Source organism: Methanomassiliicoccales archaeon, from assembly GCA_013415865.1.
Classification (GTDB): domain Archaea; phylum Thermoplasmatota; class Thermoplasmata; order Methanomassiliicoccales; family UBA472; genus MVRC01.
Genome location: CP058896.1, coordinates 1,368,404 through 1,385,941, shown reverse-complemented (window position 1 = coordinate 1,385,941; position 17,538 = coordinate 1,368,404). Strand labels below are relative to the sequence as shown.

The 17,538-nt window shown below is 53.8% G+C and carries 19 protein-coding genes, 1 tRNA gene and 1 CRISPR repeat array (1 of these 21 running past the window's edge); of the genes, 14 read left to right on the top strand and 6 right to left on the bottom strand.

Features of this window, described 5'->3' with window-relative positions:
• The first annotated feature begins 1 nt into the window (after position 1).
• The gene (gene pyrH / locus HPY73_06965; GenBank protein ID QLH75207.1) at positions 2-685 is read left to right on the top strand and encodes a UMP kinase; all 684 of its coding nucleotides are present in this window, start codon (positions 2-4) and stop codon (positions 683-685) included.
• Positions 686-726: 41 nt separating this feature from the next.
• Positions 727-1,422: a zinc ribbon domain-containing protein gene (locus HPY73_06960; protein QLH75206.1), complete on the top strand. Its 696-nt coding sequence runs from the start codon at positions 727-729 to the stop codon at positions 1,420-1,422.
• On the opposite strand, the gene HPY73_06955 is transcribed toward HPY73_06960, so the two are convergent.
• A complete protein-coding gene (locus HPY73_06955) occupies positions 1,415-2,251 on the bottom strand; it encodes a hypothetical protein (protein QLH75205.1) in 837 nt (278 codons plus the stop codon). The genes HPY73_06960 and HPY73_06955 overlap by 8 nt on opposite strands.
• Before the next feature lie 122 nt (positions 2,252-2,373).
• Between HPY73_06955 and HPY73_06950 the strand changes: the two genes are divergently transcribed.
• A complete protein-coding gene (locus HPY73_06950; GenBank protein QLH75204.1) occupies positions 2,374-3,657 on the top strand; it encodes a hypothetical protein in 1,284 nt (427 codons plus the stop codon).
• Here the strand turns inward: HPY73_06950 and HPY73_06945 are convergent.
• From HPY73_06945 to HPY73_06935, 3 genes are read right to left on the bottom strand one after another with little or no spacing between them, the layout of a single operon-like run.
• Positions 3,635-5,155 carry a phenylalanine--tRNA ligase subunit alpha gene (locus HPY73_06945; protein QLH75203.1) on the bottom strand — a complete coding sequence of 507 codons (1,521 nt, stop codon included), beginning with the start codon at positions 5,153-5,155 and terminating at the stop codon, positions 3,635-3,637. The two genes, HPY73_06950 and HPY73_06945, sit on opposite strands and share 23 nt — an antisense overlap.
• 28 nt (positions 5,156-5,183) lie before the next feature.
• Positions 5,184-5,573, bottom strand: a complete 390-nt coding sequence (tsaA, locus tag HPY73_06940; GenBank protein ID QLH75202.1) for a tRNA (N6-threonylcarbamoyladenosine(37)-N6)-methyltransferase TrmO — start codon at positions 5,571-5,573, stop codon at positions 5,184-5,186.
• Positions 5,567-6,685, bottom strand: a complete 1,119-nt coding sequence (locus HPY73_06935) for a tryptophan--tRNA ligase (protein QLH75201.1) — start codon at positions 6,683-6,685, stop codon at positions 5,567-5,569. Before HPY73_06935 ends, tsaA begins: the two co-directional genes overlap by 7 nt.
• Positions 6,686-6,881: 196 nt before the next feature.
• Between HPY73_06935 and HPY73_06930 the strand changes: the two genes are divergently transcribed.
• From HPY73_06930 to HPY73_06910, 5 genes are all read left to right on the top strand, one after another.
• Positions 6,882-7,433: a manganese efflux pump gene (locus HPY73_06930; GenBank protein QLH75200.1), complete on the top strand. Its 552-nt coding sequence runs from the start codon at positions 6,882-6,884 to the stop codon at positions 7,431-7,433.
• Between the two features lie 97 nt (positions 7,434-7,530).
• Entirely contained in the window at positions 7,531-8,313 is a 783-nt protein-coding gene (locus HPY73_06925; GenBank protein ID QLH75199.1) for a ThiF family adenylyltransferase, read from the top strand.
• A gap of 72 nt (positions 8,314-8,385) precedes the next feature.
• The gene (locus HPY73_06920; GenBank protein ID QLH75198.1) at positions 8,386-8,622 is read left to right on the top strand and encodes a hypothetical protein; all 237 of its coding nucleotides are present in this window, start codon (positions 8,386-8,388) and stop codon (positions 8,620-8,622) included.
• Positions 8,619-9,125 carry a hypothetical protein gene (locus HPY73_06915; protein QLH75197.1) on the top strand — a complete coding sequence of 169 codons (507 nt, stop codon included), beginning with the start codon at positions 8,619-8,621 and terminating at the stop codon, positions 9,123-9,125. Before HPY73_06920 ends, HPY73_06915 begins: the two co-directional genes overlap by 4 nt.
• Entirely contained in the window at positions 9,122-9,763 is a 642-nt protein-coding gene (locus tag HPY73_06910; GenBank protein ID QLH75196.1) for a hypothetical protein, read from the top strand. Before HPY73_06915 ends, HPY73_06910 begins: the two co-directional genes overlap by 4 nt.
• On the opposite strand, the gene HPY73_06905 is transcribed toward HPY73_06910, so the two are convergent.
• Together HPY73_06905 and HPY73_06900 are read right to left on the bottom strand one after the other, a co-directional pair.
• The gene (locus HPY73_06905) at positions 9,764-10,303 is read right to left on the bottom strand and encodes an SIS domain-containing protein (GenBank protein QLH75195.1); all 540 of its coding nucleotides are present in this window, start codon (positions 10,301-10,303) and stop codon (positions 9,764-9,766) included. It abuts the gene before it with no gap.
• Positions 10,300-11,391 (bottom strand): TIM barrel protein, encoded by a 1,092-nt coding sequence (locus HPY73_06900; GenBank protein ID QLH75194.1) that lies wholly within the window; start codon positions 11,389-11,391, stop codon positions 10,300-10,302. Before HPY73_06900 ends, HPY73_06905 begins: the two co-directional genes overlap by 4 nt.
• A gap of 220 nt (positions 11,392-11,611) precedes the next feature.
• On the opposite strand from HPY73_06900, the gene HPY73_06895 reads away from it, so the two are divergent.
• From HPY73_06895 to HPY73_06870, 6 genes are all read left to right on the top strand, one after another.
• Complete coding sequence (locus HPY73_06895) at positions 11,612-15,658, top strand: DUF4011 domain-containing protein (protein ID QLH75193.1); 4,047 nt, start codon at positions 11,612-11,614, stop codon at positions 15,656-15,658.
• A 99-nt stretch (positions 15,659-15,757) separates the two neighbouring features.
• Positions 15,758-16,117 carry a 50S ribosomal protein L18e gene (locus HPY73_06890; protein ID QLH75192.1) on the top strand — a complete coding sequence of 120 codons (360 nt, stop codon included), beginning with the start codon at positions 15,758-15,760 and terminating at the stop codon, positions 16,115-16,117.
• A 5-nt stretch (positions 16,118-16,122) separates the two neighbouring features.
• Positions 16,123-16,539: a 50S ribosomal protein L13 gene (locus HPY73_06885; GenBank protein QLH75191.1), complete on the top strand. Its 417-nt coding sequence runs from the start codon at positions 16,123-16,125 to the stop codon at positions 16,537-16,539.
• Between the two features lie 4 nt (positions 16,540-16,543).
• A complete protein-coding gene (locus HPY73_06880; GenBank protein QLH75190.1) occupies positions 16,544-16,945 on the top strand; it encodes a 30S ribosomal protein S9 in 402 nt (133 codons plus the stop codon).
• Between the two features lie 6 nt (positions 16,946-16,951).
• A complete protein-coding gene (locus HPY73_06875; protein QLH75189.1) occupies positions 16,952-17,143 on the top strand; it encodes a DNA-directed RNA polymerase subunit N in 192 nt (63 codons plus the stop codon).
• Between the two features lie 27 nt (positions 17,144-17,170).
• Positions 17,171-17,243: transfer RNA gene (locus HPY73_06870), tRNA-Pro, on the top strand.
• A gap of 95 nt (positions 17,244-17,338) precedes the next feature.
• A CRISPR array of direct repeats spans positions 17,339-17,538; the repeat unit is 29 nt; unit sequence CGGTTCACCCCCACGCATGTGGGGAATAC; it runs 2,218 nt beyond the window's last position.

Genomic DNA, 17,538 nt, shown 5'->3' with positions numbered 1-17,538 from the left:
CATGGACACTGTCGTCATCTCGTTGGGCGGTTCGATCCTCATTCCAGGCGATGATGATCATATTTTTCTTCGAAAGGTCGCGGACCTGATCAGGGACCTGTGTGAAGAGAGGAGGATCTTCATCGTGTGTGGAGGGGGGAAGATCGCCAGGTATTATATCTCCACTGCAAGAGAGCTGGGCCGTCCGGTCGATGAGCTGGATGAGCTGGGGATAGGTGTCACCAGGCTCAATGCCCGACTTCTCCAGATGGCCCTGGGGGATGTCGCCGTCAATTGCATGCCCACCACGCCAGAAGAGGCTGTGAGCGCATCCGTTGAGGGGAAGGTCGTGGTCATGGGCGGGACCTGCCCAGGGCATACCACCGATGCGGTCTCGGCGATGGTGGCAGAGGCCGCAGGGGCCGACAGGATAGTCAACGGCACCTCTGTGGACGCGGCCTATACCGCAGATCCCAAGAAACACCCTGATGCCAGGCGCATCTCAAGGATGACCTTCAAGGCACTCTATGAATTGGTCAACAAAGGGGCCCATGGCGCGGGCCCATCGGACGTCTTTGACAGGTTAGGTGCGGAGATCGCGATGAGGAACAAGATACCCATCTACATAATAAATGGCAGGGACATTGACGAGCTTAGAAAGGCCGTGCTAGGTCAAGAGGTGAAAGGGACCTACATCGGAGATTGAGCACGATAGCATTATTTTATCCGACCTGCATGTTCCGCCCGATGGATGGGAAAAGCTGGAAAAGGGCCCCTAGGATGGACCGAAAAGGGAAGGTCGATGACCTCACCGAGGCCGGAGCTCTGCTCGGGGCGGTTGGTGGCATCTTCATGGGGGCCTCGGCCCTCGTTCCTTGGGTCGCCGGCGGGGGCAATGACCTATCGGTCTTTGAGATGATCGATGAGAGCAGGGCCTATCTGGTCACATTGGTGATGCAGCTCCTTGCACTCATATGTGCGATGATGTCGGCGATCCTGCTGAGGAGCTCGGACTGGCCAAGGGAGAGGAAGCTTCCGTGGGCCATACCCCTTGTTGTGCTGAACGTCCTTATGATCGTGTTCCTGGCGGTCACCTTGATCATGATGGAGTCTGATTTTTTAGGAAAGGATGGCTTCATTTATGGTGCGGGCCCTTATCTGGGCATATTCGGTATGATGTTCTCCTGGGTGGGGGCGCTCATGTTCGTGCTCGATGCGCGTGAAAGAACATCGCTCCGGCCCACGTCACGCAGCTCTATCAGAATGACACATGCTCCCCCATCAGAGAGCGCCATGGGGTTCGGACATCTTCAATGCCCTTTATGCGGAGAAGAGGTACCTGATGATTCACCCATATGCCCTTATTGCAATGCGGTATTATCAGATGATGCAGCGTCCGCAGAGGACGGTCTTGATGAGGAGGATATCGAGCGCGTCAGGTGAGAAGGTCCGGCAGATCGCTGCTCTCTATGACATGCATGCCCATGTTGGTCGCGACCTCCTTGACCTTCCTGGCCATAGTCCCAGAGAATGACTTTCTGTGGATGTAGACGTTCTCCGTACCGCTCGCCATGGCGGCCCTTTTAAGGATGGCGGCTATCTCTTTGTCGTCCGCACGGTCGAGGGCGTGGCCAGGGACCATATGCCCAAAGGATACCTTCTTCGATAGTGTCAGTTCAGTGAACCTAGGGGCATAATGCCCTCCACCGACCCCGATGACCACTTTGTCGTCCCTTCGCTCGAATGAGAGCAGGCTCGAGGCGATGGCCATGGCGGCCTCTTTGTGCCCCCAATCCTCTTCGGCGCTCCCTATCTCTATGAAGAGAGAGGGGGTCTCGAGCCAAGGTCCATGATGCGTGACCTCGTAAGATACCTTAAAGGGGAGACCGATGGCGTGCCTTGTCAGGGCCCTTAGCAATCCGCTCATGGTCGAGGGGCTGGTTGGAACAAGCTCGCCATCCCTTCCTCCGAACTCCGCCTTGTGGTAGTTACCTATAGGGTGAACGGTCAATGTCCTGATCCCAGAGGCCGCCTTGTGCTTTGAGAGAAAGACAACCTCAGAGATGTCGGACCCTGTATCAAGGGCAAATTCCCTGTCGATGTTATCGGCATGAAGATGCGGGGTTTCGCTCATGGTCAACAGAAGGTCGCCGTTCCTCAGGACCGGATTTCCTCGGAACTCGGCCTCCTTCGTCCAAGAGGTTGCCTCTTGCAATCTTTGAAGGATGTTCATCCCGGCGATGTCGCCGTGACTGGCGATCATTAGGATCATGGAACAACGAATCCCATCGTGACCGATAATCCTTTTGCCAGTTATTATCAAGGTCCACCATTGGTAACGTAACTGTAATGATGTCCCTATTGGTACCCGATATCTCTGAGGGAGCGGTCATCATGGTAAGCGCGGTCACCGTAGGCGAGCGGATAATCCTGCACCTAGCTCAATATTCGAAGTACATTGACAGTTTTGATGCCCCTCCAGAGGTAAGCCAGGACGGCATAGCAGAGGCGATACGTATCTCTAGGGCGCATGCGGCGATAGAGCTGAAGAAGCTCAAAGAGCACGGCGATGTCTTTGAGAAGATGTCCCACATCAAAAAGGGTCCGACAAAGAGGAAGGTCTATTATCTGACCGAGGCCGGTGAGAAGAGGGCCAAGAACCTTAAGGATTACATACAGGGCCAAGGCATCGAGATCGCCCCGCTTTTAGACCTCAAGAAGTGCAAGGGGCCGGAACTGTGGGAATCGACCGCCGAGGAGTTCAGGCCGGTGCTCGGGATGGCATCGGTCTATAGGAAGAAGTTCCGGCGCTGCTGGTTGCCCGAGACGACCATCTCTCTTTTCCCAGAGGACAAGATAGGACGGGTTGAGCTGCCGGAACAGCTAAGAAAAGCGATACAGGCGATGTTGGATGCTGATGCCCTTAGAGAGTATCACTCGGCCGCCGCTGACCATTGGCTCGAGGAAGGGGATTACCGGGAGAGGCTCTATCATCTGCTCCGCTCAGGAAGGATAAAAGAGGCCGAGATGTTGGTCGCCAGTCGTTCGACGATATTGTTGGAGAACAAGGACCCCGACCTGCTATCCCTCCTCATGGAGGTACCAACAAGTTCAGAAAGATACGGTCCGAAGGTTTTACGGGCAAGAGGTGAGACGGCAAGGGCAGTGGGCGACCGGAAAGCGGCGATGGCTATCTCAGAGCAAATGACATCATCGGACGACATCGACCTGAAGGTCGAAGGCCTAAGGCTCAGGGCAAAAGTACTGATGGACTCGGGAGAGGCTGCGCTGGCAATACCTGTCATGACCGATGCTCTTCAGCTTTTCGGAGGGAGGGTGGACGTCCAACTTGAGTGCTTGATGGCCGAGGCGGAGAGCATTGTTGGCAGGCAGAAGGAGGCCCGTGCGAGGTTGGATGGCCTGATGCACCATGAGGCCGTGAGACAGGACCCGGACGCCATCGAGATGATATATTACATGACCGGGAATCTGTTACTGAGGCAGGGCTCTCCGAGCGAGGCGGTCAAATATCTGAGCAAGGCCTTGGGCATGGCCAGACCAGGGGACAAGAGGCTCATCCATGAGACCATGTTCAAGGCCTATGAGGCACTAGGGATGAAAGACAAGGCGAAAGAGCATGCCTCAAAGGCAGGGATCAGAATATCGGGCTCGACCTGAGAGTGTCGACATCGCTGATATAAAGCTCTCTGATGTCCTTCAAGTTCCAACGCAACATCGCCAAACGCTCGAAGCCCAGGCCCCAAGCCAACACAGGATGCCTTATGCCAAGGGGGGCTATGACCTCAGGCCTGAAGACCCCTGCGCCGCCCAGCTCCATCCATTTGCCGTTGTAGTAGACCTCTATCTCAAGGGACGGTTCAGTGTATGGGAACGGGCCTGGTCTGAACCTGATGATGTCGAACCCCATTCGACTATAGAACTCTCTCAGCACCTTGACGAGCATGTCAAAGCTCGCGCCCTCCTCCATTATGATCCCTTCGATCTGCATGAACTCAGGGAGATGCGTGGCATCTATCGCCTCGTTCCTGAATATCCTCCCGATGCTGAAGACCTTGATCGGGGGGTCTGGGTTCTTCGCAAGATATCTTATTGTGTTGACCGTCGTGTGGGTCCTTAAAAGAGCCTTTTCTGCCTCTTCCCTGGACCATCTGTAGCGCCAACCGAGGGACCCTGTGTCCCCGCCGTTCTCGTGCGCGGCCTTGACCTTCTCGACGACAGCCTCGTCCTCAAGGTCCAACTTCGCAGGGTCCTTCACATAGAAAGTGTCCTGCATATCCCTTGCCGGATGGTCCTGAGGTGTGAAGAGCGCGTCCATGTTCCAGAACGCTGCTTGGACGAATTCGTCTTCTATCTCCGTGAACCCCATCTGGATGAATATCCTCCTGATCTCATCACCGATGCGCGTGATCGGATGCTTCTTTGCGGCGTAAAGCGCGGGAGCAAAGGTCCTGATGTCGTATTTTCTCAACGCTACATCTTTCCATTTGCCTGTCTGGATGAGCTCTGGGGTGAGCTGTGCGACCTCTTCCTTCAGCTCGATGCCCATTGATATTATCTGTTTGCCGAGGTCGCTTATGGAAAAGGAGCGGGAGATGACCAGCTTTTCGACGATCAGGTCCTGGCGCGTCTTCAGCTGAGCGATTATGTTCATATCGAGCTCGGTCTCGCATACGTCCTTCTCAGCGAGCATTTTGAGCACCGCCTCGTCTGGCATATCCGATGTCAGGGCTTTCATGCCCAGCTCATTTAGCAAAATCGTGGCCGGTCCGCTTCCTTTCTCGAATGTGACAAGGTTCTTTCTCTTCAACCAACCGATCGCCAGCGATGCGTCGGGCTTCCCTAGGCCCTCCTCCAGCTGCGGGACAGTCGCCCTTCCACCGTTCTTAGCTATCAATTGCAGTGCCCTTCTCTCAGGGAGGCCCTTCTCTAGCACCTCCTTCGATCTGAGGGAGTACCACTTTTTCGCGCTTTCCATTACCTCGATCAATCCTTTGGACTGGAGCCAAGAGGAGGCGTTCATGACCTCTGCTGTGTGCTGGAACGCCCCCACCTCGTAGATCCTCTCCGGCGTGGCGGAGCCGTTCAGCTGGTTCAGCGTCAACAGGACCTTCCGCTCGGTGAAACTAAGGCCTTCCAAGAGCTGCGAGGCGTTCATATGTGGGGGAAAAAGCTCCTCGATATTTCTATCTGCCGTCCCAAGCTTCGGCTGGCTTTATGTCCAGGACCGGGGTCCCATCGAATGCGTCAAGACCTTTCACGGTAAGCACGTTGCCCTTCACTGATAAAAGTTCCACCTCAGTGACACCAATAGGGTTCGGTCTGAAGGGCGACCTCGATGCGAAGACCCCGACCTCGGGGATGGAACGGTCACCCCTTGGATGGAGCCTGAGCTTGAAATCATTCCCTATGTTCCTGTCAAAGACAAATATCACGATGATCCGGTCCGAGCGTTCCAAGCGGAACAGACCGTCCTGCAACGCTTCATCTATCACTATCTCTGAGACCTGGTCCTTGAAGTCTGCCGGACCATTGATTCCGTTTTTCACATGACCGATCGGTCTGATGGTCAGCATCGCTCCCTCAGCATGAAGTCATCTAGACGGTCCTTCGCGGCCTCCCTGCGTTCCTGATGCGCATCCAAGAACTTGATGATCCGCTCGGTCAGGGTCTTCTTGCACTCCCCGCACAGTATCTCCCCCTTCCGGCACCTGTCCGCTAGGTCGTCTACCGCCCTGTCATCCTCCTCAAAGAGATAGAAATTGTACTTGAAGACCGAGCAGACCTCTGGCCTTCCACCGTTCCTTCTCTGTTCTTCGACGGTCACGGCCCCACCGGTGAATGCGTTCCCTATCTTTTTCTTTATTTCCTTAGGTGTGTCAAGGGTGTAGATCGTGCTACCGGGCACTGATGATGACATCTTGTCCCCTCCGGTAAGTCCAGGGAACATCTTTGTATGGAGCAGTGCTGGCTTTGGAAGGCCGAGCAGCGGGGCGACGTCCCTCGTCACGCGGAAGTGCGCATCCTGGTCTATCCCGCATGGGATGACGCACGGTGTGTCCCTGTCATATAATATCTTCTCCATGAAGCAAGGGGCCGCTTGGACACTGGTATAGAATATTTCCCCAAGATTGTTGTCGTTCTCGAACCCGAACACCGCACGGGCGGTGGAGAATGTCACCCTCTTCGCGACCTCCAGGGCCATGGGGTAGAGGGTCTTGATGCATTCTGTATCGACGATTATTTTGGTCTTTTTTGGATCGAAGCCCAACGCTATGACGTCGAGGGCGTTCTCATACGCCATGGCCTTGGTCTCCTTCAATGTGAGCCTGTCGTTGAACAAGAACTTCTCATCATCGGTCATCTGGAAATAGAGATTGGCGCCAAAGGTGTCCTGCAGGTACTTAGTGAATATCCAGGGCATGAGATGGCCCAGATGGATATGGCCCGAAGGCCCTCTGCCTGTATATAGGAAGAACTTGTTCCCCCTGTCGTACTGGTCCAATATCCATTCCATATCCCTCTGGGAGTATACTATCCCGCGCCTTAGAAGTGGATGTAAAGGTCCATACTTCTCAAAACGGGCCAGGAGCTCATCGTCCACTCGCTTCGTTCCAAACCTTACGATCAGCTCGTCATAATCGATGTCGCCCGTGACCTCCCAAGGAGTGACCTTGAAATCGTTCATGCTCTTACCGGTGGGTTCTGGAACGCAATGGCTTTAATAAAAGCTTTTTACAGGGGTCAAGACCTCACAACAACCAAGAACCGGTCTCCGATGATAATATACCTGTGGGCTTATCGCTCTCCTCGGCCGGTGAGCCTGATGATGAAAATATCCAAATACAATCATCATCGGTCTGGTTGAACATACCGGTGTACAGATGGACATTTTGACCGTTCTCCTCATCGCAACTGGCCTGGCCATGGATGCGTTCGCTGTGTCCATAGTCAAAGGAATGACAGTGAGGAACAGAAGAATGAGGACCGGCATGGTGCTGGCCTCGCTTTTCGGTGGTTTCCAGGCCATGATGCCTATACTAGGATGGACCGCCGGTCAAGGATTCAAGGAGTTCATAATGGGCATCGACCATTGGGTGGCGTTCCTTCTCCTTGGTTTCATAGGGATAAAGATGATCTATGACTCATGGGACGGGGATGAGGATGGGGATGGGGATGTCACTTTGACCATGGCCATCCTTTTGGCCATTGCCACGAGCATAGACTCGCTCATGGTGGGCCTCAGCTTCGCATTTCTTGAGACCTCGATCTTATTGCCTGCGATCATAATTGGGACGGTGACCTTCGGTTTTTGTGCGGCGGGGTTCGTTTTTGGAGGTAAGCTAGGGGTGATGGTCGGTAGAGGGGTCAAGATGATAGGCGGGCTTATCCTGATCTTGATCGGCATCAGGATCCTGATAGAGCACATATGGTGATATCCATCCTGGGTGTATGATCTGCTAGGAATCGCCCTTTGATATTCTGCTCGAAAGTTTCATCCCTCCGACGGTCCTCACATGAAATTGAGCTAAGATGGGAAGCATAAGACCAGGGGACCAAGATAAGGACCGTCTCGATAGGTCAAGAAGGATCGATTGGCTCGATGTTGACAAGATCGAAAGGTCGAAATGCGCGGTCGTCGGTGCGGGAGCCCTCGGAAATGAGGTGGTGAAGGACCTTGTCCTCTCTGGCATCAAAGATATTTTGCTCATAGATATGGACCATGTGGTGAGGTCGAATCTCAATCGATGTGTCATGTTCCGTGACATTGATGCCGAGACCAAGGCCATGAAGGTTGATGTTGTGGCGAAGAGGGCTACCGAGATGAACCCTGAGGTCCGATTCAAGGTCCATAAAGGGCGTGTGGAGGAGCTGGATTGGAAGATTTTCAAGGACTATGACCTGATCTTTGGATGCCTGGACAATGTCGCCGCAAGACTTCATGTGAATTCACACTCGTACTATGCTGGGTCGCCCTATATCGATGGAGGCACCGACGGTTCCTCAGGAAAGGTCCAGGTGGTCATCCCCCCAAAGACCCCTTGCCTGCAGTGTGCGATGAACCGAAGCCATTTCAAGGTGCTGGAAAGACGTTACAGCTGTACAGGGACCGACATTGTCTTCCATGAAAGGAGGGTGGCCGCAGAGATCACGACCACCAGCGTCATAGCGGCGATACAGGTGAGAGAGGGTTTGAAGATCCTCTCTGGAAGGGAGGACAGCTGCATCAGGAACGTGATGTATTACAACGGTCTTTTAGGCACGATGGATGAATACGAGACCAGCATCGATCCAAATTGCCCGAACCATCCATGATTATCATTATGTTGAATCTAATCGAAAGTGCCTTAAAAATCCCTACCTTTCCTTTGCCGACGGTGAATTTTTATGAAATTGAAGATAAGGAACGCCGAGACCGGCGGCACGGTGGACATGGAGCTAGAGATGGATAACACCGTACAAGAGATCATAGAGGGTGCGGCTTCATTTTGGAACAAGGAAGAGGGGGCCTACGTCATACGAAAAGGCAAGAAGCTCCTTAGAGGGCAACAGACCGTTGCAGAGGCGGGCATAGTTGACAAAGACGAGCTTGAGCTCATACCAGACCCCGAGGGCGGTGCATGACCCTCCCAGAGGAGATCCTCAGGTCCAGGTTGAAGAACGAGATCTCCTCATGCAAATTAGCCACCAAGGCAGTGATCGATGTATCCGACCCCGAACTGACGGATTTCCCCTTGAAGATCGATGTGACGATCAATCAGCTTCCTGGACCTGTGCTTGAAGGTGGTAGGATATCCTATCGTTACTCCCATAGTTTCAGGATTATTATCGGAAGGGAATATCCCTTTGAGAAGCCCCTGGTCATCTGGAAAACGCCCATATTTCATCCGAACATAATGCAACCTGAGGATGGGGGCCATGTCTGCACCAGGTTGCTTAATGATTGGAACTTCAACTCTACCCTTTTGACTTTCCTAAAAGGGATCGAGTCGCTCCTCCTTGCACCCAACGGGTCAAGCCCTTTTGGGACAGAATCCTGTACATTGGCGGCAGAATTCTTCAATAGGTCCGACCTCAAAACGATGCCATTGGCAAAGACCGTTCAACCAAGGGTGATAAGGAAATGAGGATGAAACCATCGATCACTTCATCCACTATGTTAGAGGTCGAATCGAGGCCAAGGCCACCACCAGAGAGGTGCAGACCGCATAAATGGCTGAATGAAGGGTCCACGCAGATCTTCAAAGATGCCTTGAAGGACGGACTTGAGCTCTACATTTCCAGGTTGGCCGAGGAAAAGATCCGGAACCATGCACTGTCGAGGCGGGAGGAGAGGGTGGAGGTCATGGGATTCATGCTGGGGTCGGTGTACAAGGACCTGTCAGGAACATACACCCTCGTTAGAGATGTCGCAACTACAAGCCTCGATGCGACCTCGGTCAGCGTACGGTTCGAGCGCGACGGTCTTGAGAAGCTCTTCGAGTCGATGGACGACTCATGCTTCAATTATGTCATAGTAGGATGGTACCACTCCCATCCAGGTCATGGTTGCTTCCTTTCGCCGACCGATGTGGAAACCCAGGCAAAGATGTTCAATTGTCCATACCATTCTGCCCTGGTCATAGACCCTGTCAACTCTGAGATAGCGGCATTCCATCTCCGTGATGGAGCGGTGGAAGAAAGGCCCTTTGCGATATATTGGGAGGAGTTCCAGAACCCTTATTTTGGTGAGACCGTAAGGGAAAGGAGGAGGAAGAACTCCTGATCACACCCATATGGCATGCCTTTTTCGCAAGGACGCCTCTGTGAGGTTCAATCTCTGCATAAGTACCGGTACAAGAGAGTCCAGCAGGATCGCCGTGGCCACCTCGAACAGCGTCCCTAAAGGGGCCAGCTGTTTCCTCCTCTCATCCCTGCAGGGCGGGATCTCTAGGACGATGCTCGATGCGATGGCGAGCTTTGAATGATATGAAGATGTGACGCTCACGACTGTGGCGCCTATCCTCCTGACGATGTTGGCGGTCTGGACGGCGGACATTGTCTCCCCTGTGTTGGAGATAATGATGACGAGGTCCTCCTTTTCGACTATTGGCGTGGTCATGTCACCGACGAAGTGAACGTCCAAACCCATCTGCACAAGCCTGACCGCGAACGATTTCCCTACCAGGCCAGACCTTCCGACCCCGTAGATGAAGATCTTCTTCACGGAAACGATAGCATCTACGATCTCATCGATCTTGGAATCATCTACCTTCTCTATCGCCGATTGGACCTCTTTAAGGATGAACGCAGAAGTCTCCTTCAATCCTCATCATCTTCCTTTTCTTCATAATCATAATCGTTGTCCTTGGCCTTCGGCTTTTCCTTCTTCCCGACCTTGGAATCTTTTGAGACCTTCTTGGTCAGGATTCGTTCATAGATCACCTTCATGTACATCGCATCATGCTCCAAAAGAGGGGAGCTCGATATTATGGTACAGTCCGGATTCTCCTCTGCTAGATACTCGGCCAATGGCTCGAATCTCAGGTCACCTTTTTTGATAGGTGTGACCCTTTTTTCATTTCCACCCTCATGCTCCACCCCAGCGAAGTGGGTGTAGAAGTGACCTCCAACGTAGGACTCGACCTTATCAAAAAGCTCACCGAAATCCTGCGGCTCTCTCAGGGTACCGTTCTGTCTGGCATGGAGATGGGCGAAGTTGAGCACCGGGACAATGCCTTCTACATCATCGGCCAGCTCCAAGAGCTCCTCAAGGCTGCCAAATACCTCCTGTCTTCCTGAGGTCTCAAAGCCAAGCTTAGGTTTCAGCTTGTTCCTGCTCCAAAAGTCCATTATGTCCTCTATGTTCTCTTTGATGACCTTGTAGGCCTGCCGCTTGCTCATTTTTTCAGGGTCGCCATAAAGACCGATATGGGATACGACCATCGTCCCTTCCATCTGGTTGGTCAATAGGCCCGCCCACCTGATCGAGTCGATGCTCTTCTGCGTGAGCTCGTTGCCTGAGGTCAGGTCCATATAATATGGGGTATGCATCGTGAGCTCGACGTCCAGCTCCTTGCCCATTTTTCCGAGGATCTTCAGCTCCTTGAAGTTCTGTACCAGGCCTGACGCAAGAGTGATCAGGCTGTCGTCGGCCTTGATCTTCTCATTGATGTTCGTGATGACCGTTTCCTTCTTCTTGACGGTCCGCATGATCTCGATTATGAGGTCGCTCTCGACCTCCAAAGGGGTCATCCCGACCTCCTCATCATCAGGCATCCTCTCGATGACATTGACGCGGACCATCTGGACCTCCATGGCATTGAGGCCTAGGTTGTGAACGTCCTCGATTCCATCCTTCAACGTCCTTCCTTTACAAGAAAGAGGTATCCCTGCTGGACCAAAACGTATCATCAGACTACCCCGGGGTGGGCTTTACCCTATGACGAATGTATTATTTAACACATCCATGCTTATATATTTTATTAATCTTTTTTTTATATAAAATTCAAACGGGCTTCTCCAGTTTTTATTCTGAAATAAGATGAGGATCCGATATCATGGATGTCCTATTCTTGATCCGATGTTCGGGAACAAATCAATTATTACCCCTTCGATGAATCCTCAGAGAGGAATGGGAGAAATGGCGGAACAAGGAGCGACCATTGATCGGAAGATCGCTGACTGGGAGTCAAAGCTAATCGACATGAGCCTGAAGAACAGGCTTCTCAACTATAAGTTGACCAAATCCGGGACGATCGTCCTGAAGCATCCAGAGATGAGACGTATATTCGAGGATATCGTCCTCGAGAAAAAGGTCATGTACCTTCAATGTGAAAAGATGCGGGACGATTTCTTGGAGGACCAGTCTGGTGGAAGGGAGTGCGATCTGCATAACGATCTTGGTCTCACCGATGATAGGTTGCTCCCCTCGACCTTGAACCCGAACACAGAAAGGGTGCTTAAGAACCTCCGGTCGAGGTCTGCCCTATTTCAAAGGGAACGGGGCATTAATGCCCTATATATCACATTCGGGTCGCTGATATGGAAGGATGATAAGGACGATGTTCATCTGGCCCCCCTTCTGTTGGCACCAATAAAAATATCGAAGAAGGGTCTCGTCGCGCCTTATTCCATACAAATGTCTGATGGAGATCTTGTCCTCAATCCGGCGCTGGTGTTGAAGGTCAGGAGGGAGATGGGGGTAGAACTTCCGCCCGCCCCTGAGGATCTGACAGGTTTTGACCTCTTGAAATACCTTGATTCCTTGGCGTCGGCCCTGATGAGGAGGACCGGGTGGAACGTGCAGATAGGGGCCCCGATGATCGGCCTCTTCATGTTCGCCAAGATCGTTATCTACAATGATATGAAGGTCTGCAACCAGCAGATAAAAGAGCATCCTTTGTTGAGGGCCTTGGCGGGTGACCTTTCCAAGGTCCCTCGGTTGGATGATGGGCAGACCAACCTCGATCCAGACCCCCTTAGATCTTTCAATGTGCTCGAAGCAGATTCAAGCCAGCAGGAAGCGGTTGATGCGGTAATGAGGGGAGAGAGCATGGTGCTCATCGGACCCCCAGGAACAGGAAAGAGCCAGACCATAGCCAATATCATATCGAACTCCTTGGCGTCAGGTAAGACCGTTCTGTTCGTGGCAGAGAAGATGGCAGCACTGGAGGTTGTAAAAAGACGATTGGACGCGTGTGGTCTCGGCGATTTCTGCCTTGAGCTTCACTCAGGGAATCCAGGAAAGCAGGATGTCCTGGAGAGCATGATGAGACCGCTCGAGATGCAGCCTCCTGTCGTCGACGGGCAGGACGAGTTCAAGCTCAACCAGCTTAGGAATGTGATGGAGGATCTGAGGTCATATTTCAATGCGCTGCATACCCCTCAAGGGGGGTTGGCCATGACGCCGTTCTCGGTTTACAGCGAGCTTGCCTCGCTCTATGGCCATCCACAGCTCCTCTTTGATGTCCGTGAGCCTCTAGATATGACGCAGGAGCGCCTGGACCGTGCCGAAGGCGCGATAACCAGATTGATATCTTTGAAGACGGTCGTCACCCAGCAGGATTCGCATCCCTGGAGGGACTGCGATCTTAAGGACCTCGGCCCCGCCGAGCAGAGCGACCTGCTCGTACGTCTCCAGGACGTCGCAGAAGAGATCGCGAGGCTCCGCGGTATCGCTGAGAGCTTCTGCCCTAAAGCTGGACTGCCTGTCCCGACATCTCTTGACGCATATCGCAAGTTCGCGTCATTGATGTCCGCCGCCGGCGCATCGCCTTTACCACCAAAGAACTGGTTCTTGAAAGGAGAGGCCTCACGCCTTCTGGACATCGCGATGAGATTGCTGACCGCCAAAGATGAGGTCTCATCGACCGAGTCGCAGCTCCTCTCACGTTACAAGAGGGAATTCCTTGACTTCGATGGGGCGGCCTATGCGGAAAGGTTCGAGGGCCGATATAGGAGCTTCCTGAGGATGTTCAACCGCTCTTATCGCAAGGACATGCAGGCCCTCAGGTCTCTGTCCATTGTAGGAAAGATCGGGTACCGTGAGGCCAAGAACGATGTCCTAACGCTCAGGAAATATCAGCGTGCCAAGGCCCTCTTGGACGATGTGGATGTACATGGGGAAGAATGGTTCGGCAGATATAACAAGGACCTATGGATGGACAGCGGGCCGATGATCTCGGCGCTCCGGTGGACGAAGGCTTTCATAGAGATGCCCGGGTACGATGACCGGTGGACCTCATCGGTGGCAGAGGGGGCGGAACTGAGGGAGGACGTGGTCCGAGATGGGCCTGCGGCATTGAAGGCGATGAGAGAGCTGGACCTTGCTCTGGGCTCTGCTCGTAACATGTTCGCGGACGGGCTGAGGGGGCTCGATGGGTCGACGGACATCGATAAGGTCATGAGGTTCGCGACGGAGCATGTGGCAGCAAGTTCGAAGCTCAGCGAATGGGTGGAGCTAAGGAGAGCCGAGAGGACGTTGAGGAACGAGGGTCTCGGTGCACTCTTCGACGAGGTCGTTAAAAGACGGCCAGAGATGTCCGACCTGAAGGCGATGTTCAGGAGGAGGTTGTTCCAGCTTTGGCTGCAGGAACTGCATTCGAAGGACGCGGTGCTGGGCAGGTTCAGCTCATCAGAGCATATGGAGAAGGTATCCAGGTACAAGCAGTTGGACAAGGAGTCGATCTCGGTCGCCAGGGCGAGGGTCCGCTCCATCCTTTACTCCAGGCTGAGGGAGATGAGGATGAGCTCGGATGATAAATGGCGCTCTGAGGAAGGTTACCTCAACGGGCTCAGAGGCATGAAGAGACGACCTACGGTGAGAGAGATGCTGGCAAGATGCCCCACCGTGATAAGGGTCGCCAAGCCTTGTCTGATGATGAGCCCCATAACGGTCAGCCAGTTCTTGGCCCCGCCGGTGAATGGACCTCAGTTCGATGTCGTGATATTCGATGAGGCCTCGCAGGTGGTCCCAGAGGATGCTGTCTGCTGCATAGCGAGAGGGAGGCAGATCGTCATTGTGGGTGACAACAGGCAGTTACCCCCGACAAGGTTCTTTGACAGGCTTGTGGAGATGAACGGGGAAGGGGAGCTAGAGGATTTGGAGAGCATCCTCGATGCTTGTGGGACCATCGGCCTGAGGCAGAAGATGTTGCTTTGGCATTACCGGTCGAGACAGGAGCCGCTCATCTCGTTCTCGAACAGGACCCTTTATGATGGTAAGCTGTTCACCATGCCGTCGGCAGACCCTGGCAAACATGGAGAGGGGATCGAGCTGATCTATGTGAAGGATGGTGTGTACGACAGAGGCGGAAGGAGGGATAATGGGATAGAGGCTGGAGTGGTGGCGGACATGGTCATAGAGCAATTCCTTTCGCATCCTGACCTGTCGCTAGGGGTCGTGGCGTTCAGCCAGGCACAGCAGGAGGCCATTGAGGACAGATTGGAGTACAAGGTCAAGACGATGATCAAGGAGAACCCAGATCTTGGACGACTGTTCGACGAGGACGTCCCAGAACCTTTCTTCGTGAAGAACCTTGAGAACGTACAGGGGGACGAGCGGGACGTGATGATCTTCTCTGTAGGATATGGAAAGGACGATAAGGGCGTGATGACCATGAACTTCGGGCCTTTGAACCAGGAAGGCGGGGCTCGGAGGTTGAACGTGGCCATCACGAGGGCGAGGAGGAGCGTCAAGGTCGTGTCCTCGATCCGCTCGTCGGACATCCAGGTCGGAAGGGATGGTCCAGCTGGTGTGGTGCTCCTGAAAGAGTACCTCGACCATGCGGAGTCAAGAGGAGCGAAGACGATGCCACCGAAGGGGTCCGCGTTGCCACAGTCCAAGCTCGAGGAGTCCATCGCGGAGGCGCTGGAGGCCAGAGGATATCACGTTGTAAGGAGCATTGGGACATCATCGATGAAGGTGGACCTGGGGGTAAAGGACCCTTCAAAGGAAGGGAGGTTCCTGCTAGGGATATTATGCGATGGGGCATCATACAAGGCCGGGCGCAGCGTGCGCGACCGAGAGATAGTAAGGGAGGCGGTCCTCAATAACCTTGGTTGGCGGACGGTACGGGTCTGGTCAAGGGACTGGGCGCTGGAGAGGGAGCGGACCTTGGAGCGATTGGAGGAGGCGATAAGGGCGGCTCAGCACGAAACGAGAAGCGATCTGCTATGACGCGCTGGCTCTACGTCCCCTGACAAGCTGCTGACTAGGAAAGGTATTTTAACCCCCTCTCTATTAGTGCCGCTTACCAATGTCGGGAGAGTCAGACAAATGACACCAAAGAAGACTGATCCGAACCTGGTTGCCCTTATCGATGATCTGAAGAGGTCCTCGAGGGAGAACGGGGCGGAGATCTGGCGAGACATTGCTCTGAGACTCGAGAAGCCCAAGGCGAATTGGGCAGAGGTCAACCTGAGCAAGTTGGAGCGATACACCACCGACGGCGATGTCATCGTCGTGGCCGGAAAGGTGTTGGGGGCTGGCAGCATCAACAAGAAGGTGACTGTGGCTGCATATGATTTCTCTGAGTCCGCGAGGAAGAAGATCGCGGCCGCCGGCGGCAAGGGCATCAGCCTGATGGACCTTGTGAAGATGAGGCCGAACGGCGCAGGCGTCAAGATGCTGAGGTGACCTGGATGATCTATATAGACGCAGAGAGACATGTGGCAGGAAGGCTTGCGACCACCGTGGCGCATCAGCTTGTAAAGGGTGAGTCGGTCGTCATAGTGAACGCCGAGAAGGCCATCATCACGGGGGACCGTGATAAGATCTTTGAGAAGTATAAGCAGAAGCGGGACAGGGGTTATGACCACTCCGGTCCCTTCTACCCGAGGCGTGCTGACCTCATCCTGAAGCGCATGGTCAGAGGGATGCTCCCCTATGACCGCCCGAATGGAAGGGCCGCCTATAAGAGGCTCAAGATCTATGTCGGTGTACCGCCCGAGTTCGCGGATATGAAGTTCGAGAAGGTCCCGAGCGCTACCAAGATCAACACAGAGAAATACATCTTCGTCGGCGAGGTAGCGGAGTTCCTGGGCTCCAAGGTGAGGTGAGAACATGGCAAAGGTCATCAACACGAGCGGAAAGAGGAAGACGGCCGTTGCTCGCGCCGTGTGCGTCGAGGGCACAGGCAAGCTGCGCATCAACTCGGTCCCGATCGAGGCATGGCAGCCTGAGCTCGCCCGGCTTAAGATAATGGAGCCTATGGTCCTTCTGGGCGAGAAGGCGGCGAAGTTGGACATCGACGTCAACGTTTCCGGTGGCGGCGTGATGGGCCAGGCAGAGGCCTCAAGGACCGCGATCGCAAAGGCGATAGTGGAGTACTACGGCGATGAGGAGCTGGAGAAGGCGGTCAAGCAGTTCGACAGGTCCATGCTCATCTCCGATATCAGGAGAAAGCTGCCGAAGAAGCCACTGGGCCGTGGTGCCAGAAAGAAGAGGCAGAAGTCCTACAGGTGAGCAGGCATGATAATACCGGTGAGATGTTTCACGTGCGGCAAGGTCATCGGAAGCTCATACCAGACCTTCGTCAAGAGGGTGCAGATGGGGGAGGACCCGAAGGAAGTGCTGGACGACCTGGGCCTGAAGCGCTATTGCTGCAGGCGCATGATCATCTCGCACTCGGACCTGCTCGAGGAGCTTATCCCTCTGGGCTAAACGCTTTATCAACCCCGATTTTTTCAAGGGTCTGTGGGGTAGCTTGGTATCCTTCCAGCTTGGGGTGCTGGTGACTCCGGTTCAAATCCGGACAGACCCACTTGAACATCGATTAATTTGGTGTCGTAAATTTTCAGCGGCAGGTCACTATCCTATTCGCACATTAAATATCATCTTACACCCCCCACCTTTAAGTGGTTCACCCCCACGCATGTGGGGAATACATTGTTCCTCAAGGTGTACGAGGACAGGCTGGCGGTTCACCCCCACGCATGTGGGGAATACATATTCCTCATATCGATACCATTGATACTACTCGGTTCACCCCCACGCATGTGGGGAATACTATCATGAAAGTCCCGAACATTCTCTCGGCATCGGTTCACCCCCACGCA

Coding starts and splice junctions, on each gene's coding strand:
- HPY73_06960 (QLH75206.1), top strand. CDS start 727: ATGGATGGGAAAAGCTGGAAAAGGGCCCCTAGGATGGACCGAAAAGGG.
- tsaA (QLH75202.1), bottom strand. CDS start 5,573: ATGCTGACCATCAGACCGATCGGTCATGTGAAAAACGGAATCAATGGT.
- HPY73_06920 (QLH75198.1), top strand. CDS start 8,386: ATGAAATTGAAGATAAGGAACGCCGAGACCGGCGGCACGGTGGACATG.
- HPY73_06875 (QLH75189.1), top strand. CDS start 16,952: ATGATAATACCGGTGAGATGTTTCACGTGCGGCAAGGTCATCGGAAGC.
- HPY73_06955 (QLH75205.1), bottom strand. CDS start 2,251: ATGATCCTAATGATCGCCAGTCACGGCGACATCGCCGGGATGAACATC.
- HPY73_06950 (QLH75204.1), top strand. CDS start 2,374: ATGGTAAGCGCGGTCACCGTAGGCGAGCGGATAATCCTGCACCTAGCT.
- pyrH (QLH75207.1), top strand. CDS start 2: ATGGACACTGTCGTCATCTCGTTGGGCGGTTCGATCCTCATTCCAGGC.
- HPY73_06890 (QLH75192.1), top strand. CDS start 15,758: ATGACACCAAAGAAGACTGATCCGAACCTGGTTGCCCTTATCGATGAT.
- HPY73_06880 (QLH75190.1), top strand. CDS start 16,544: ATGGCAAAGGTCATCAACACGAGCGGAAAGAGGAAGACGGCCGTTGCT.
- HPY73_06910 (QLH75196.1), top strand. CDS start 9,122: ATGAGGATGAAACCATCGATCACTTCATCCACTATGTTAGAGGTCGAA.
- HPY73_06915 (QLH75197.1), top strand. CDS start 8,619: ATGACCCTCCCAGAGGAGATCCTCAGGTCCAGGTTGAAGAACGAGATC.
- HPY73_06945 (QLH75203.1), bottom strand. CDS start 5,155: ATGAACGCCTCGCAGCTCTTGGAAGGCCTTAGTTTCACCGAGCGGAAG.
- HPY73_06935 (QLH75201.1), bottom strand. CDS start 6,685: ATGAACGATTTCAAGGTCACTCCTTGGGAGGTCACGGGCGACATCGAT.
- HPY73_06900 (QLH75194.1), bottom strand. CDS start 11,391: ATGATACGTTTTGGTCCAGCAGGGATACCTCTTTCTTGTAAAGGAAGG.
- HPY73_06885 (QLH75191.1), top strand. CDS start 16,123: ATGATCTATATAGACGCAGAGAGACATGTGGCAGGAAGGCTTGCGACC.
- HPY73_06930 (QLH75200.1), top strand. CDS start 6,882: ATGGACATTTTGACCGTTCTCCTCATCGCAACTGGCCTGGCCATGGAT.
- HPY73_06895 (QLH75193.1), top strand. CDS start 11,612: ATGGGAGAAATGGCGGAACAAGGAGCGACCATTGATCGGAAGATCGCT.
- HPY73_06925 (QLH75199.1), top strand. CDS start 7,531: ATGGGAAGCATAAGACCAGGGGACCAAGATAAGGACCGTCTCGATAGG.